Annotated in this window: 11 protein-coding genes; 7 read left to right on the top strand and 4 right to left on the bottom strand. The window is 32.4% G+C overall.

Annotation, left to right across the window (positions count from 1 at the left end):
* On the top strand, nt 1–918 hold the full coding sequence (locus tag FDT66_RS01135) for a geranylgeranylglycerol-phosphate geranylgeranyltransferase (protein WP_138534312.1): 918 nt from the start codon (nt 1–3) through the stop codon (nt 916–918).
* A gap of 30 nt (nt 919–948) precedes the next feature.
* Entirely contained in the window at nt 949–1,803 is an 855-nt protein-coding gene (locus FDT66_RS01130) for a pseudouridine synthase (protein ID WP_138534311.1), read from the top strand.
* A 76-nt stretch (nt 1,804–1,879) separates the two neighbouring features.
* On the opposite strand, the gene hutG is transcribed toward FDT66_RS01130, so the two are convergent.
* From hutG to hutH, 4 genes are read right to left on the bottom strand one after another with little or no spacing between them, the layout of a single operon-like run.
* Nucleotides 1,880–2,845 carry a formimidoylglutamase gene (hutG, locus tag FDT66_RS01125; protein WP_138534310.1) on the bottom strand — a complete coding sequence of 322 codons (966 nt, stop codon included), beginning with the start codon at nt 2,843–2,845 and terminating at the stop codon, nt 1,880–1,882.
* Nucleotides 2,846–2,847: 2 nt separating this feature from the next.
* Complete coding sequence (hutI, locus tag FDT66_RS01120) at nt 2,848–4,089, bottom strand: imidazolonepropionase (RefSeq protein ID WP_138534309.1); 1,242 nt, start codon at nt 4,087–4,089, stop codon at nt 2,848–2,850.
* Nucleotides 4,089–6,086, bottom strand: a complete 1,998-nt coding sequence (locus tag FDT66_RS01115) for a urocanate hydratase (protein WP_138534308.1) — start codon at nt 6,084–6,086, stop codon at nt 4,089–4,091. Before FDT66_RS01115 ends, hutI begins: the two co-directional genes overlap by 1 nt.
* 7 nt (nt 6,087–6,093) lie before the next feature.
* Nucleotides 6,094–7,584, bottom strand: coding sequence for a histidine ammonia-lyase (gene hutH, locus FDT66_RS01110; RefSeq protein WP_222927906.1), 1,491 nt, complete (start codon nt 7,582–7,584; stop codon nt 6,094–6,096).
* Nucleotides 7,585–7,665: 81 nt separating this feature from the next.
* Between hutH and FDT66_RS01105 the strand changes: the two genes are divergently transcribed.
* The 5 genes from FDT66_RS01105 to FDT66_RS01085 all read left to right on the top strand — a co-directional run bounded on the left by FDT66_RS01105 (nt 7,666) and on the right by FDT66_RS01085 (nt 15,380).
* The gene (locus FDT66_RS01105) at nt 7,666–8,544 is read left to right on the top strand and encodes a LysR substrate-binding domain-containing protein (protein WP_138534306.1); all 879 of its coding nucleotides are present in this window, start codon (nt 7,666–7,668) and stop codon (nt 8,542–8,544) included.
* Between the two features lie 367 nt (nt 8,545–8,911).
* Nucleotides 8,912–9,325 carry an HYC_CC_PP family protein gene (locus tag FDT66_RS01100; RefSeq protein ID WP_138534305.1) on the top strand — a complete coding sequence of 138 codons (414 nt, stop codon included), beginning with the start codon at nt 8,912–8,914 and terminating at the stop codon, nt 9,323–9,325.
* A 270-nt stretch (nt 9,326–9,595) separates the two neighbouring features.
* Complete coding sequence (locus FDT66_RS01095; protein ID WP_138534304.1) at nt 9,596–13,420, top strand: efflux RND transporter permease subunit; 3,825 nt, start codon at nt 9,596–9,598, stop codon at nt 13,418–13,420.
* Nucleotides 13,417–14,643 (top strand): TolC family protein, encoded by a 1,227-nt coding sequence (locus tag FDT66_RS01090; RefSeq protein WP_138534303.1) that lies wholly within the window; start codon nt 13,417–13,419, stop codon nt 14,641–14,643. The genes FDT66_RS01095 and FDT66_RS01090 overlap by 4 nt, the downstream gene beginning before the upstream one ends.
* Nucleotides 14,643–15,380 carry a heavy-metal-associated domain-containing protein gene (locus tag FDT66_RS01085; protein WP_138534302.1) on the top strand — a complete coding sequence of 246 codons (738 nt, stop codon included), beginning with the start codon at nt 14,643–14,645 and terminating at the stop codon, nt 15,378–15,380. Before FDT66_RS01090 ends, FDT66_RS01085 begins: the two co-directional genes overlap by 1 nt.
* Nucleotide 15,381: the final 1 nt, after the last annotated feature.

The following is a 15,381-nucleotide window of genomic DNA, read 5'->3' as shown; positions in this document are numbered from 1 at the left end:
ATGAATTCCTCCAAAGCAAAACAAATAACAATTAAGTTTTTTAGTTTATTTTCTGCTGTAAGAGGTTATAATATTTTAGTTTTAGTAATTGCCCAATATTTAGCAGCAATTTTTATTTTTTCACCAACAAAATCGTTAAGAGATGTAGTTTTTGACTTACACCTACTTTTCTTAGTTTTAGCTTGTGTTTTTGTGGTGGCTGGAGGCTACATCATAAATAATTTTTACGATGCAAAAGTAGATCGTATAAACAGGCCTGTAAAAACTGGTTTGGAGAACTATGTAAAACAGTCAACAAAATTAAGGCTCTATTTTTTATTGAATTTTATTGGCTTTAGTTTCGGTGTTTTAATCTCATGGAGAGCTGCACTGTTTTTTGCTATTTATATTTTTGGAATCTGGTTGTATTCTCATAAACTTAAGAAATATCCGTTTTTAGGTGTTTTTTCTGCAACAGTTTTAACAATCATGCCTTTTTTTGCAGTATTTATTTATTTTGGAAACTTTTCAAAAATAATATTTGTACATGCAATGTTTTTGTTTTTAGTGATTATGGTTCGAGAATTGGTTAAAGATTTGCAAAATTTGAAAGGAGCAATTGCTAACAATTACAAGACATTTCCTGTAGTTTATGGTGAAAAGAAAACCAAACAATTGTCAATTTTATTATTAATTTTTACAGTTTTTCCTGTTGCTATTTTATTTAGTTTTCCAGATTTGAGTTACATGCGATATTACTTTTATTTCGCTCTAATTGTTTTAATTTTTATTGGTTTTTATCTTTGGAAATCATCAACAAGAAATCAGTACAGGTTGTTACATAATATTTTAAAATTACTGTTATTAATAGGTGTTTTATGTTTGATTTTTATTGATACTTCTTTATTATTAGATAAAGTAATTAATAGATTGAATTAAAATATAAGTATCTTTGCAAAAATTTTAAAAATGAAACCAAATAAAAACTCGTCGAGAGGACGACAAGAAGGAAAAAAAAGTACTCCTCTTAGTAGAAAAAGAAAACCTTTAGATAGAAAACCTATCAAAAAAACCACTCCAAAAACAAATTCTGTTTCAAAAAAAGATGAATCTTCTGGAATTCGTTTGAACAAATACATTGCAAATTCAGGAATTTGTTCACGTCGTGAAGCAGATACTTATATTGAACACGGTAGTGTAGAGGTAAATGGAAAGTTGGTCACAGAAATGGGGTATAAAGTACAGCCAGATGATGTTGTTAAGTTCGATGGAACTTCCATTACTCCAGAGCAAAAAAAGTACGTACTTTTAAACAAGCCAAAGAATTATATTACAACAATGGATGATGATCGTGGTAGAAAAACGGTTATGGATTTAATTGCGAATGCATCCAAAGAGAGAATTTATCCTGTTGGACGTTTAGATAGAAATACTACAGGTTTATTGTTGTTTACAAATGATGGAGATTTGGCAAAGAAATTAACCCATCCAAAACACAATGTACGCAAATTATATCATGCAACTTTAGATAGAAAACTAGATTTAAAAGATTTAGAAAAACTTAGAGGAGATGTTGTTATTGAGGGAAGAAAAGTGTTTATTGATGCTGTTTCTTATGTAGATGGAGAACCAAAAAGTGAAGTCGGAATCGAAATTCATTCAGGTAGAAATAGAATTGTTCGTAAAATTTTTGAGCACGTTGGCTATAAAGTAAATAAACTGGATAGAGTAATTTTTGCTGAATTAACTAAGAAAAATTTACCAAGAGGTAGATGGAGAGAACTAACGAATTTAGAAGTTGCAAACTTACAAAAGATGCAATAGACAATTTGTAAATGACTTGTAATAAATCAATTAATCAAATGAAAACCTTTTAGAAATGATATTCTAAAAGGTTTTTTTATGCGTTTAAAACCATAAAATCCACCAATTTCGCTGCTAAATTGGCAGTATTGTTATCTACATCAAAATCTGGATTTAATTCTGCAATATCGCAAGAAATTACTTTTTTACTTTTGAATAAAAAGGCTAAAGTTTTGAAAACAAAATTTGGACTAAAACCAAGTGGAGAAGGAGCACTTACACCAGTTGCATATGCAGATGAAAAACCATCTAAATCGATGGTAATGTATAAATAATCTACTTTTTCGACAAAGGAACTCAGTTTGTTTTTTAAACTTTCGGTAAATATTTCGCACTCAAAATTAGACACATAAGAAACATTGTTTTTATCAGCAATTTCAAACAGTTTTTTGGTATTGGATTGTTGTTGTATTCCAATTGCGAAATAAGAAGTCTCTTTAAATTCTGATAAAATTTGATTGAAAGGAGTGCCTGAATTTGTAGCAGTTTCAACAGTTCTTAAATCGAAATGCGCATCGAAATTTACAATTCCTATGTTGTTTTTTGTGGAATTTTTTAAAGCATCTTTAATACCTGAAAAATTAGCATAAGCAATATCGTGGCCACCACCAATGGCAATTGGCAAAACGTTTTTGGAAATTAGTTTGCTAATGGTTTTTGAAAGTGCTTTTTGGCAATCTTCTAAATGATTATCAACACAAATAATATTTCCAAAATCAACTATATTTTTATCACTAAAATGAATTGGAATTTTTCCTAATTTATTTCGAACGCTTGCAGGTCCTTTTCTTGCGCCAACTCTACCTTGGTTTCTTCGAACACCTTCATCACAAGAATATCCAATCAATCCAATGTGTATATTATTATCAAAGTTTTCTTTTTCAATATTAGAAACCTTTATGTTTTGATGCCAATATTGGTTTTCAAGTGCTGTCTTTCTGCCAGTCCAATCTTTTATGTTCCCAGCAGTATACTCAACTTTTAAATGACTGAAAAAACTCATAATTACGATTTTAAAATTTCTTTTCCTTTTAAAAAAACTTTTTCAATTGTGTGATTTCCAAAAGAATAAGGAATAAAATGATAAGAATTTATTTCTTTTGTCAAAATTAAATTCGCCAATTTCCCTTTGGTAATAGAACCGACTTCATTTTGAGAATTCATAGCATAAGCACCATTAATTGTCGCTGCATTTATGGCTTCTTCTGGTGTCATTTTCATTTTTACACAGGCAGTTGAAACTACAAAACTCATGTTTCCAGAAGGCGAAGAACCAGGATTGTAATCTGTAGCCAAAGCTAAAGGCAAACCAGTATCTATCATTTTTCTAGCAGGTGTGTAAGGAATGCTTAAAAAATAAGAGCAAGCAGGCAAAGCTACTGGCATTGTTTTGGTGTTTTTCAAAATATTGATATCTTCTGTTCTCATTTCCTCTAAATGGTCTACAGAAAGTGCCTCATTTTCCACGCCAATTTGTACGCCTCCAATAGCAGTAAATTGGTTGACGTGTATTTTTCCAGCCAATCCATATTTTTTACCAGCTGCCAAAATTTGATGGGTGTCTTCCGCAGAAAAATACCCAGTTTCACAAAAAATATCTATAAAATCAGCCAAATTTTCTTTTTGAATAGTTGGTAGAATATCGTCAATCAGCATTTGTAAATAGCCGCTTTTGTTGTTTTTATATTCGTATGGAACAGCGTGTGCTCCTAAAAAAGTCGCTTTTATTGCTATCGGATAATTTTCTTTTAGTTTTTTAATGACTCTTAGCATTTTTAATTCGGATTCTTTCGTTAAACCATAACCCGATTTAATTTCGACAGCACCTGTTCCTAATTGGATAATTTCTTCCAAACGAACTTTAGATTGATTGTATAAATCTTCTTCCGAAGTTTGTTGTAATTTTTTTGCTGAATTTAAAATTCCACCACCATTATTCGCAATTTCCTCGTAGGAAAGCCCTTTTATTCTATCAACAAATTCATCTTCTCTATTGCCCGCAAAAACTAAATGTGTGTGTGAATCGCACCAAGAAGGTAAAATCATTTTCCCTGTTACATCAATCGTTTTTACATCAATTTTTGGGCAATCTCTCATATCACCAAAATCTGAAATCAGTCCGTTTTCAACCAATAAATAAGCGTTTTTTATGGTTGGTAAAATGCCCATCTCTTTTCCTGAGAGAAAATTGACATGTTTTTCTCTAATCTGAATTAATTCTTTGATATTTTTAAATAGGATGTTCATTAAAATAATTCTTTTAAAAGATTTTCTTCCACTAAGTTAGGTAAAGTAATTTTTAAATTTGGCGTTCTTTCCATTTCTCTTTTTATGGCGAAAATAGCTTCATCGTTTCTTGCCCAACTTCTTCTTGCGATTCCATTATTTACATCATAAAAAAGCATATTTTTTAATTTTTCTTCGGCTTCGTTTGTGCCATCTAACAACATTCCAAAACCACCATTAATTACTTCTCCCCAGCCAACGCCACCACCATTATGGATGGAAACCCAAGTTGCTCCTCTAAAACTGTCGCCAATTACATTGTGAATAGCCATGTCTGCTGTGAATTTACTTCCGTCATAAATATTGGAAGTTTCTCTAAAAGGAGAATCCGTTCCACTTACATCATGATGGTCTCTTCCTAAAACTACTGGACCAATTTCACCATTTTTAATAGCATTGTTAAAAGCTGTGGCGATCTTTACACGACCTTCAGCGTCTGCATATAAAATTCTTGCTTGCGAACCCACTACCATTTTATTGTCTTTTGCATTTTTAATCCAAGTGATGTTGTCTTGCATTTGCAACTGAATTTCCTCTGGAGAATTTTCCATGATTTCTTGCAAAACATTGGCAGCGATTTTGTCTGTTTTATCTAAATCTTCTGGTTTTCCAGAAGCACAAACCCATCTAAAAGGGCCAAAACCATAATCGAAACACATAGGTCCTAAAATATCTTGAACGTAAGAAGGATATTTAAAATCGATATTATTTTTTGCCATTACATCTGCTCCAGCTCTGGAAGCTTCCAATAAAAAAGCGTTTCCATAATCGAAAAAGTAGGTTCCTTTTTTGGTGTGATTGTTTATGGATTTTGCATGTCTTCGTAAAGATGCTTGTACTTTTTCTTTAAAAAGTTCTGGGTTTTCCTTGATTAAAATATTCGATTCTTCATAAGATACATCTGCAGGATAATAACCACCAGTCCAAGGAATATGAAGCGATGTTTGGTCTGAACCAATATGAATAAAAATGTTTTCTTCGTCGAAACGTTCCCAAACATCAATTATATTTCCAATAAATGCGATGGAAACAACTTCGTTATTTTGTTGTGCTTTTAAAGTTCTTTCAACTAAGAAATCAATATCATCAATTAAAACATCTACCCAACCTTGTTCGTGTCTTTTTGTGGCTGCTTTTGGGTTAACTTCCGCACAAATTGTAATACAACCAGCAATATTTCCAGCTTTTGGCTGTGCACCACTCATGCCTCCTAAACCAGCTGTTAAAAATATTTTTCCATTCGGATTTTCATTCTTTTTCAAAATTTTTCTGAAGGCGTTCATTACAGTAATGGTGGTTCCGTGTACAATTCCTTGTGGGCCAATATACATAAAAGAACCAGCTGTCATTTGTCCATATTGAGAAACACCTAACGCATTCATTTTTTCCCAATCATTTGGTTTAGAGTAATTTGGAATTACCATTCCGTTTGTAACTACAACTCTTGGCGCATTTTTTGAAGATGGGAATAAACCCATTGGATGTCCAGAATAGATATGCAAAGTTTGTTCATTTGTCATTTCCGCTAAATATTGCATCACTAAAAGATACTGTGCCCAATTTTGAAAAACGGCACCATTTCCTCCATAAGTAATCAATTCTTCAGGGTGTTGTGCAACATCTGGATTCAAGTTGTTTTGAATCATTAGCATGATGGCTGCTGCTTGTTGGGTTTTTGCAGGATATTCTGAAATATCTCGTGCAAGCATTTTATAATCTGGTTTGAATCTGTACATATAAATTCTACCGAATTCCTTTAATTCATCCGCAAATTCTACAGATAATTCTTTGTGCCAATCTTTTGGAAAATAACGCAACGCATTTTTAATTGCCAATTGTTTTTCTTTTAACGACAAAATATCTTTCCTTTTTGGCGCTCTATTTGCTTCTCTCGGATAGTTTTTTTTAGCTGGAAGTTTTGCTGGAATTCCTTGTAAAATTTGTTCTTTAAATGTCATCTTATTGCTATTTTACAATTAATTTTTGTGTTTTTACTAACTCAACCATGTTATTGATGTCGTCTTTTAAAAGTCTGTCATCTTCTAGTTTATCAACTTTTTCTCTAATAATTACATGATTTTTTTCAATTACTGAAGAAAAGGTATTCGGTCTTCTAAATTCTAAAGCTTGTGCAGCATACATTAATTCAATTGCTAATATTTTTTCTAAATTTTCTAAAATTTCATTGAATTGTCGCCCAGAAATACTTCCCATAGAAACATGGTCTTCTTGTCCTAAAGAAGTAGGAATACTATCTGCAGAAGGAGGGAAGCACAACGATTTATTTTCTGTAACCAACGCTGCTGTGGTGTATTGAGGAATCATAAAGCCAGAATTTAAGCCACCACTTTTAGTTAATAATCGTGGTAAGCCGTATTTTCCTTCCAACAATAGATAGCAACGTCTGTCTGCAATATTTCCTAATTCGGATGCAGCAATTGAACAATAATCTAAAGCCATTGCCAAAGGCTGTCCATGAAAATTCCCTCCAGAGATTGCTTCAGTCTCACTTAAAACAATAGGGTTGTCGGTTACAGAATTCATTTCTATTTCTGCCAATTCTTGCAAATGGTAAAAAGCGTTTCTACTTGCGCCATGAACTTGCGGAATACAACGCATCGAATAAGGATCTTGCACGCGTTCGCAATTTTCATGAGAAGTAATGTTTTGAGAATTTTCAAACAACATTCTCATTCTTTCTGCTACTTTTAAACTCCCTTTAAAAGGACGAATTTTATGCAATTCTTCTTTAAAGGGTGAAGCGCTTCCTTTGTAGCCTTCGATACTCATTGCGCCAGAAACATCTGCTAAATCTAACAAATATTCCATTTTTTTAAGTCCGATTATGGTGTGTGCTAATATAAATTGTGTTCCGTTAATTAAACCTAACCCCTCTTTTGCATGCAATTCTAAAGGCTCTAAATGATGATTTTTTAAAACTTCTTTTGCGGGAACAATTTTGTTATCAATCCAAAAATCGCCTTCACCAATTAAAGGTAAAAATAAATGAGAAAGTGGCGCTAAATCTCCAGAAGCACCTACAGAACCTTGTTTAGGAACTGTTGGAAGTAAATCGTTTTCAATAAAATAAATAATGCGTTCTATTAATTTTAATCGAACTCCAGAATACCCTTGACACAAAGCATGAACCTTGCAAATCATCATTATTTTAGAAATGTTTTTATCAATATTTTCACCAACACCAACTGCATGTGTAATTAATAAGTTGGTTTGAAGTAGGTTTGTTTCCTTAGGAGAAATCTGCACATCACACAAAGGACCAAAACCAGTATTAATTCCGTAAACCGCCTTGTTATTTTTAGTGATGGTTTCTACTTTTTTTCTGCAAGAAATAATTCTTTCTTTTGCTTCGTCATTAATAATACTCTTTAATTTACCATTAGAAATGGCAATTACTTTATCTGTAGTAAGTTTATCTACTCCGTATTTAAACATCATTATATTTAATTTGTGTATTACAAAGTTATCGTTACTTTTGATAACTAATAATATTATTTATTATATTAATTAATAATTATGAGTTATCAAATAGAATTAAGACACATTAAATATTTTTTGGCAGTAGCTGAAGAGTTGCATTTTAGAAAAGCGGCTGAAAAGTTATTTATTTCACAACCAGGATTAAGTACACAAATAAAATACTTAGAAGAAGAATTAGGTGTGATTTTATTTGAAAGAAATAATAGAAACGTAAGTTTAACGAATGCAGGAAAGTACTTGAAGGAAGAACTATCATTACAATTAAAAGAATTGTCCAACATATTTACAAACGCTAAACTATTACATCAAGGTAAAAAAGGAGAATTAAGAATTGGCTATGTTGGTTCTGCAATGCAAGATGTGATTCCTAATTTGTTATTGAATTTCGAGAAAAATCACCCAGATATTTTATTTGATTTAAAAGAGCTTGATAATCAAAAACAAATTGAAGATTTATTATCATTTTCTTTAGATGTTGGTTTTGTTCGTTTGGAGAGAGTACCAAGAACCTTAGAAATTAAAACAATTTTAAAAGAGTGTTTCTGTTTGGTTTTGCCTGAAAATCACGCAATAAATAAAGAAAATTTTAAAAGTTTATTACAATTTAAAGAGGAACATTTTATTCTTTTTGATTCAAATTACAGTGCGTCTTATTACGAAAAAGTAATGCAAATTTTTGATGATTTTGGTTATACACCTATTGTATCTCATAATACAATTCATTCTGATTCTATTTATAAATTGGTTGAAAATAACTTCGGAATTTCTATTGTGCCAAAATCATTAGCCCAAAAAAGAGGATATAAAATTAAGTTTATTGAGTTGGATATGATTCCGCAGAAAACAACACTTTCTGTAATTTGGAATAAAAAGAATGGAAATTTGATATTGAATGATTTTCTCAGGCTTCTATAATTTTTAAAAAAAAGACACAAAAAAAACCGAACAAAAGTTCGGGTTTTAATTGGTATCTTTAGAGCTTTTTTATTTTTATCTGTAATTAAGCTATTTTATGTTATAATAGATCAAGAATACGGTTTTACTTTTTTTTATGAGTCTTATATAAAGTAGTATGTATTTAAAAATAGTAAAATTTACTTTGGAATTGTTAAATACAAATCGAAAGATATACATTTTAATATTAAAAAAAATCAAGAGATCAATCGCTTTAAATTTTTAATGATTATATCTTTTAAAAGTAAAAATTGAATTATATCTTTTTGTTTAAACTTCTGTTAAACAAAATACGGAATTGTAAAAATTTCGTAACTTCGCAATTAGTATGAATCAAGTATTCCATAAAATAATGTCTTTGTCATTGGCTTTTGTAGTGTTATTCTCTACAATGTCATTTACTTTGAATATGCATTATTGTGGAGATACTTTAGTAGAAACGGCTATTTTTAATAAAGCCAAAGGTTGCGGTATGGAAATGGAAAAACCTTCTACTGAAGGATGTTCTATTACCAAGAAAAATTGTTGCGATGACAAACAATTAGCAATTGAAGGTCAAGACGAACTACAATTACAAGTTGACAAAATTTCATTTGAACAACAAGTATTCATTGCTTCATTTGTTTACGCTTATGTTAATCTTTTTGAGGGTTTAGATAACAATGTATCTTCTTACGAAGAATACAAACCACCACTCGTCGTCAGGCAAATCTACAAGATTGACGAGACTTATTTAATTTGATTTTTAAACAATAGACTGTTCTATCCTATGGCATTGTGTCATAAGGGTAAATCGCTGTATTCGGTGTTTTCATATACCGAATGAATTTCAAAATGATTGATATTGAATTTGAATTATATTTTCTTTAGATGAAATAGAAAATATAAGCATAGCCATAGTTACGGTTCTATTTTATCTTGAAATATAAAGGAAATAGAAACGAATTCAATCGATTATTTTGAGGTTTATTAGGTATTCCACCAATGTCTAACTGTTTAATAATCAAACTATATGCTTAATAAAGCAATCAAATTTCTTATAGAGAATAAACTCGTTGCAGTACTACTACTCGTCCTTTTTGTAGGATGGGGAACGGTAAATGCACCTTTTAATTGGGAACAGTCCCGATGGCTATCGGGATTACCAAGCAATCCTGTAGCTGTAGATGCCATTCCAGATATAGGCGAAAACCAACAAATTGTATTTACAAAGTGGGAGGGTCGTTCACCACAAGATATTGAAGACCAAATTACCTATCCATTAACCACTTCATTGCTTGGAATTCCTGGAGTAAAAACCATTCGTAGTTCTTCAATGTTTGGGTTTTCAAGCATCTATATCATTTTTGAAGAAGACATAGAATTTTACTGGAGTAGAAGTCGTATTCTCGAAAAACTAAACTCATTACCAAGTGGTTTATTACCCGAAGGTGTTAATCCTGCTTTGGGACCGGATGCCACAGGTTTAGGACAAATATTTTGGTACACACTTGAAGGACGTGATGAAAACGGAAACGTAACTGGTGGTTGGGATTTACAAGAATTGAGAAGCATACAAGATTACTATGTAAAATATGCCTTATCATCTGCAAGTGGTGTTTCTGAAGTAGCTTCCATTGGTGGTTATGTTCAAGAATACCAAGTAGATGTTAATCCTGAATTGATGCGTCAATATAATATTGGATTACATCACGTTGTAAAAGCAGTTAAGGAAAGTAATAAAGACATTGGTGCACAAACTATTGAAATTAATAATGCAGAATATTTAGTACGTGGTTTAGGTTATGTGAAATCTATTGAAGACATAGAAAATGCAGTAGTTACTTCCGAAGATTATACAGCAATACGAATTAAAGACATTGGAAAAGTCTCTTTAGGTCCTGCAACCAGACGTAGCTTATTAGATAAAGAAGGTGCAGAAGTTGTAGGTGCTGTTGTAGTAGCGCGTTATGGCGCAAACCCAATGGAGGTCATTAATAATGTAAAAGAAAAAATTAATGAATTGAGTGCAGGATTACCTTCAAAAGTATTAGCAGATGGTAGAATATCGCAAGTAACCATAGTGCCATTTTATGATAGAACCGTATTAATTCAAGAAACGTTAGGTACACTCAATGAAGCCTTAACATTAGAGATACTAATTACCATTTTGGTCATTATCATTATGGTTTTTAATCTTCGGGCTTCGGTACTTATATCTGGACTACTACCAGTTGCGGTTTTAATGGTTTTTATAGCTATGAAGTTTTTTGGTGTAGATGCAAACATTGTCGCTTTATCTGGTATTGCAATTGCTATTGGAACAATGGTTGATGTTGGTGTCATACTTTCAGAAAACATTATAAGGCACTTGGATGAAAACAAAAATGTCATTCCGACAGAGCGAGGTACGAGCGACGAGGAATCTCATGATGAGATTCTTCACGCTGTTCAGAATGACAAACGTTCAATAAACCAAATAGTTTATAACGCCACAGCCGAAGTATCTGGTGCAATCGTTACCGCAGTAATGACAACAATAATTAGTTTCATTCCAGTCTTTACAATGATTGGTGCAGAAGGAAAATTATTTAGACCATTGGCATTTACAAAAACCTTTGCCTTAACAGCATCCATTATTGTTGCGTTATTTTTAATACCGCCGTTTGCCGCATTTTTATTCAGAAAGAAAAGCATTAAAAACACTTTTAAATATACTTTAAATGGTGTTTTAATAGCTTCAGGAATCTTAGCAATAGTCTTTGGGTATTGGTTAGGATTGATTTTGATAGCTTTTGGAATTACAGCAGGTCTCAATCTTCAGAATAAGATAACAGATAAACAAACTAATCTTATCAATATCATTATTTCAGCATCTGCAATCATATTTCTGTTAGCTGAATATTGGCGACCATTAGGCGTTGATAAAAGTATCTTCTGGAATCTCATTTTTGTAAGTGTAATTTGCTTTGGTTTATTAGGTGTTTTTTCGCTATTCATCAAATACTACACACGTATTTTAAGGTGGTGTTTAGATAATAAATTATTGTTTCTATCTGTACCAACAGCTATTGTAATTGCAGGGTTTTTCATTATGAAGAATACAGGCAAAGAGTTTATGCCATCCTTAAATGAAGGCTCATTTCTACTAATGCCAACTTCAATGCCTCATTCTGGCGTGGAAGAAAACAAACGAGTTTTACAGCAATTAGATATGGCAGTAGCCAGTATTCCAGAAATTGAAACGGTTGTTGGTAAGGCAGGAAGGACAGAATCAGCGTTAGACCCAGCACCTCTATCAATGTATGAGAACATCATTCAGTATAAATCAGAATATATGCTGAATGCAGATGGAGAAAGACAACGCTATAAAGTCAATGAAAATGGCTTATTTGAATTAAAAGATGGTCGATTAATTCATAACGTAAATATAGCTGTCAGTTCGAGCGCAGTCGAGAACAAAGCGATTATCAAATCAACTTTGTTAAATATCCAAAGCTCTCAACTAATCGAAGATGACGATGGTGAATACTATCGCAATTGGCGACCAGAAATTGAATCACCAGACGATATTTGGAATGAAATTGTAAGAGTCACCAAATTGCCAGGTGTTACGTCAGCACCAAAGCTACAACCCATTGAAACCCGATTGGTAATGCTTCAAACAGGAATGCGCGCACCTATGGGAATTAAGGTGAAAGGCCAAGACTTAAAACAAATTGAAGCGTTTGGAGTACAATTAGAAAACATTATCAAGGAAGCTGAAGGCGTTAAAAGAGAAGCTGTTTTTGCAGACCGAATTGTTGGCAAACCGTATTTGTTGATTGATATTGATAGAGAGAAAATCTCACGTTATGGCATTTCTATACAAGACGTTCAAGACGTATTAAAAGTAGCTGTTGGTGGAATGGTTTTAACACAAACGGTTGAGGGTCGTGAGCGATATGGTGTTCGTGTGCGATACCCAAGAGAATTACGGGCAAATCCAACAGACTTACAACAGATTTATGTGCCAATTTCAACAGGTAGTCCTGTTCCATTAAGCGAATTGGCAACCATTCGTTACGAACAAGGGCCACAAGTCATTAAAAGTGAAGATACCTTTTTAGTAGGTTATGTCTTGTTTGATAAATTAGATGGTTTTGCAGAAGTAAGTGTTGTTGAAAATGCACAAGCATTGATTCAAGAAAAGATAGATTCAGGCGAATTAATAGTACCAAAAGGTATCAACTATGCATTCACAGGAACGTATGAAAATCAATTGCGAGCAGAAAAGACCTTATCGGTGGTTGTACCATTAGCCTTGGTAATTATCTTTTTGATACTGTATTTCCAATTCCGTTCTGTGGCAACCTCATTGATGGTGTTTACAGGTATCGCAGTAGCGTTTGCAGGTGGCTTTATAATGATATGGCTTTATGGTCAAGATTGGTTTTTAAACTTCAACTTTTTTGGGGAAAATATGCGTGATTTATTTCAGATGCATCCCATTAATTTGAGTGTAGCGGTTTGGGTAGGCTTTATTGCACTCTTTGGTATTGCAACCGATGATGGTGTGGTTATGGCAACGTATTTAACACAAACCTTTGATAGAAACACACCAGAGAATAAAAAAGAAGTTAGGGCATCCATAGTTGAAGCAGGAGAAAAACGAATCAGACCCTGTTTAATGACAACAGCAACCACCATATTAGCATTATTACCAATACTAACCTCTACAGGACGCGGAAGCGATATTATGATTCCGATGGCAATACCAAGTTTTGGTGGAATGCTTATAGCCTTAATAACCTTATTTGTAGTTCCAGTATTATATAGCTGGAAATCCGAAGTTCAACTTAAAAGAGCATCAAAATGAAACATATAAAAACCGTCTTTTTTCTTTTTTCTATTCTCTTTACTCTCAAAGGAAATGCACAACAATTAGAAACTTTAATTGATGAAGCATTAGCTAATAATCCAGAGATTCAAAAAATTGAGTTACAATACAAAAGAGTTTCCGAAAAAGTAAACGAAGTCAATACTATTCCTAATACTGAATTTGGTGTAGGTTACTTTGTGAGCGAACCAGAAACACGAACAGGTGCGCAACGATTTAAAGTAACGGCTAAACAAATGTTACCGTGGTTTGGCACAATTACTTCACGAGAAAATTATGTGAGTTCATTGGCTGATGCAAAATATGAAGACATTGTTATTGCAAAGCGAAAATTGATGGCTTCTGTATCACAATCCTATTATAATTTATACGCCAACAAAGGGAAACAAGAGGTGTTAATAGAAAATATTAAACTATTGAAAACCTATGAGACATTAGCACTAACCTCTGTTGAGGTTGGTAAAGCATCTGCTGTAGATGTGTTGCGATTACAAATGCGTCAAAATGAAATGCAACAACTAAAAGATGTTTTAAGTCAACAGTTTTTAGCAGAACAAACGAATCTGAATAACCTTTTGAACAGAGAAAATGATGTTGCTGTTAGTGTGGTAGATAGTTTAATGATGCCTTCAGAAGACTTTGAAATCGCAACTAAAAATTTAGCATTGCATCCTGAATTGTTAAAGTACGATAAACTATTTCAATCCATAGAACAATCAGAATTACTAAACCAAAAAGAAAGTAGTCCTATGATTGGTTTTGGCTTGGACTATATCAACGTTTCTGAAAGGCCAGATATGAACTTCTCGGATAACGGAAAAGATATTGTGATGCCTATGGTTTCGGTGTCCATTCCAATTTTTAATAAAAAATATAAATCTCAAACCAAGCAAAATGAGTTAGAGCGGCAAGAAATAATAGCAAAAAAACAGGAACGCTTAAATACTTTGGAAACACTTTTAAGCAAGGCGATTAATGAACGTATTTCTGCAAGAATAAGTTATGCAACGCAAACCAAGAACTTAAAACAAGCTAAAGATGCAGAGGACATCTTAATCAAAAGCTACGAAACAGGAACGATTGATTTTAATGATGTTTTAGATATTCAAGAACTACAATTCAAGTTTCAAATGAACCAAATAGATTCTGTTAAGGACTACTATGTGCAATCAACAATTATTAATTATTTAACACAACAATAATGAAACATACCTATAATATAACAGGAATGACCTGCAATAACTGTAAGGCTTCCGTAGAAAAATATTTAAGTGAATTAGACCAAGTATCGGAGGTGTCTGTTAATCTTGAAAAAGGTGAAGCAGAGGTAAAAATGAATACCCATATTTCAACTGAAATATTACAAAATGCATTACCAGAAAAGTATACCTTATCTGAAAAGAAAGAGAAGAATGTTTTTGCATCTTCAAGTATTTCGGCAATGCCAATAGAAGAAGAAAAAAGCAAGTTGCAACAATTAAAACCTCTTTTACTTATTATTTTTTATATCGCTTCAGCAAGTATATTACTTCATTATAAAAATTGGTCTTGGAGTGACTTTATGCTCGATTTTATGGGCTTATTCTACATTGTATTTAGTTTCTTTAAGATGTTGGACTTAAAAGGGTTTCCAGATTCATTTAGTATGTACGACCCATTAGCAAAGCGTCTGCCAATTTATGGTAAAATCTATCCTTTTATTGAAACTGCTTTAGGTATTATGTTTCTAATGCGCTTTGAGATAAATATAGCACTAATTGTCACACTTATTGTTTTAGGCATTACAACCATTGGGGTTACAAAAACACTATTAGACAAAAAAGCAATAAGATGTGCTTGTTTAGGTACAGCTCTAAAACTGCCAATGACAGAAGCCACATTTATAGAAAATGCTATTATGATTGTTATGGCAATACTAATGTTATTAAATATCTTTTAAA

Source organism: Polaribacter aestuariivivens (genome assembly GCF_005885675.1).
GTDB lineage: Bacteria > Bacteroidota > Bacteroidia > Flavobacteriales > Flavobacteriaceae > Polaribacter > Polaribacter aestuariivivens.
The sequence above is the reverse complement of the archived record's forward strand: the minus strand, read 5'-3'. Positions and strand labels throughout refer to the sequence as shown.

Coding starts and splice junctions, on each gene's coding strand:
- FDT66_RS01135 (WP_138534312.1), top strand. CDS start 1: ATGAATTCCTCCAAAGCAAAACAAATAACAATTAAGTTTTTTAGTTTA.
- FDT66_RS01130 (WP_138534311.1), top strand. CDS start 949: ATGAAACCAAATAAAAACTCGTCGAGAGGACGACAAGAAGGAAAAAAA.
- hutG (WP_138534310.1), bottom strand. CDS start 2,845: ATGAGTTTTTTCAGTCATTTAAAAGTTGAGTATACTGCTGGGAACATA.
- hutI (WP_138534309.1), bottom strand. CDS start 4,089: ATGAACATCCTATTTAAAAATATCAAAGAATTAATTCAGATTAGAGAA.
- FDT66_RS01115 (WP_138534308.1), bottom strand. CDS start 6,086: ATGACATTTAAAGAACAAATTTTACAAGGAATTCCAGCAAAACTTCCA.
- hutH (WP_222927906.1), bottom strand. CDS start 7,584: ATGTTTAAATACGGAGTAGATAAACTTACTACAGATAAAGTAATTGCC.
- FDT66_RS01105 (WP_138534306.1), top strand. CDS start 7,666: ATGAGTTATCAAATAGAATTAAGACACATTAAATATTTTTTGGCAGTA.
- FDT66_RS01100 (WP_138534305.1), top strand. CDS start 8,912: ATGAATCAAGTATTCCATAAAATAATGTCTTTGTCATTGGCTTTTGTA.
- FDT66_RS01095 (WP_138534304.1), top strand. CDS start 9,596: ATGCTTAATAAAGCAATCAAATTTCTTATAGAGAATAAACTCGTTGCA.
- FDT66_RS01090 (WP_138534303.1), top strand. CDS start 13,417: ATGAAACATATAAAAACCGTCTTTTTTCTTTTTTCTATTCTCTTTACT.
- FDT66_RS01085 (WP_138534302.1), top strand. CDS start 14,643: ATGAAACATACCTATAATATAACAGGAATGACCTGCAATAACTGTAAG.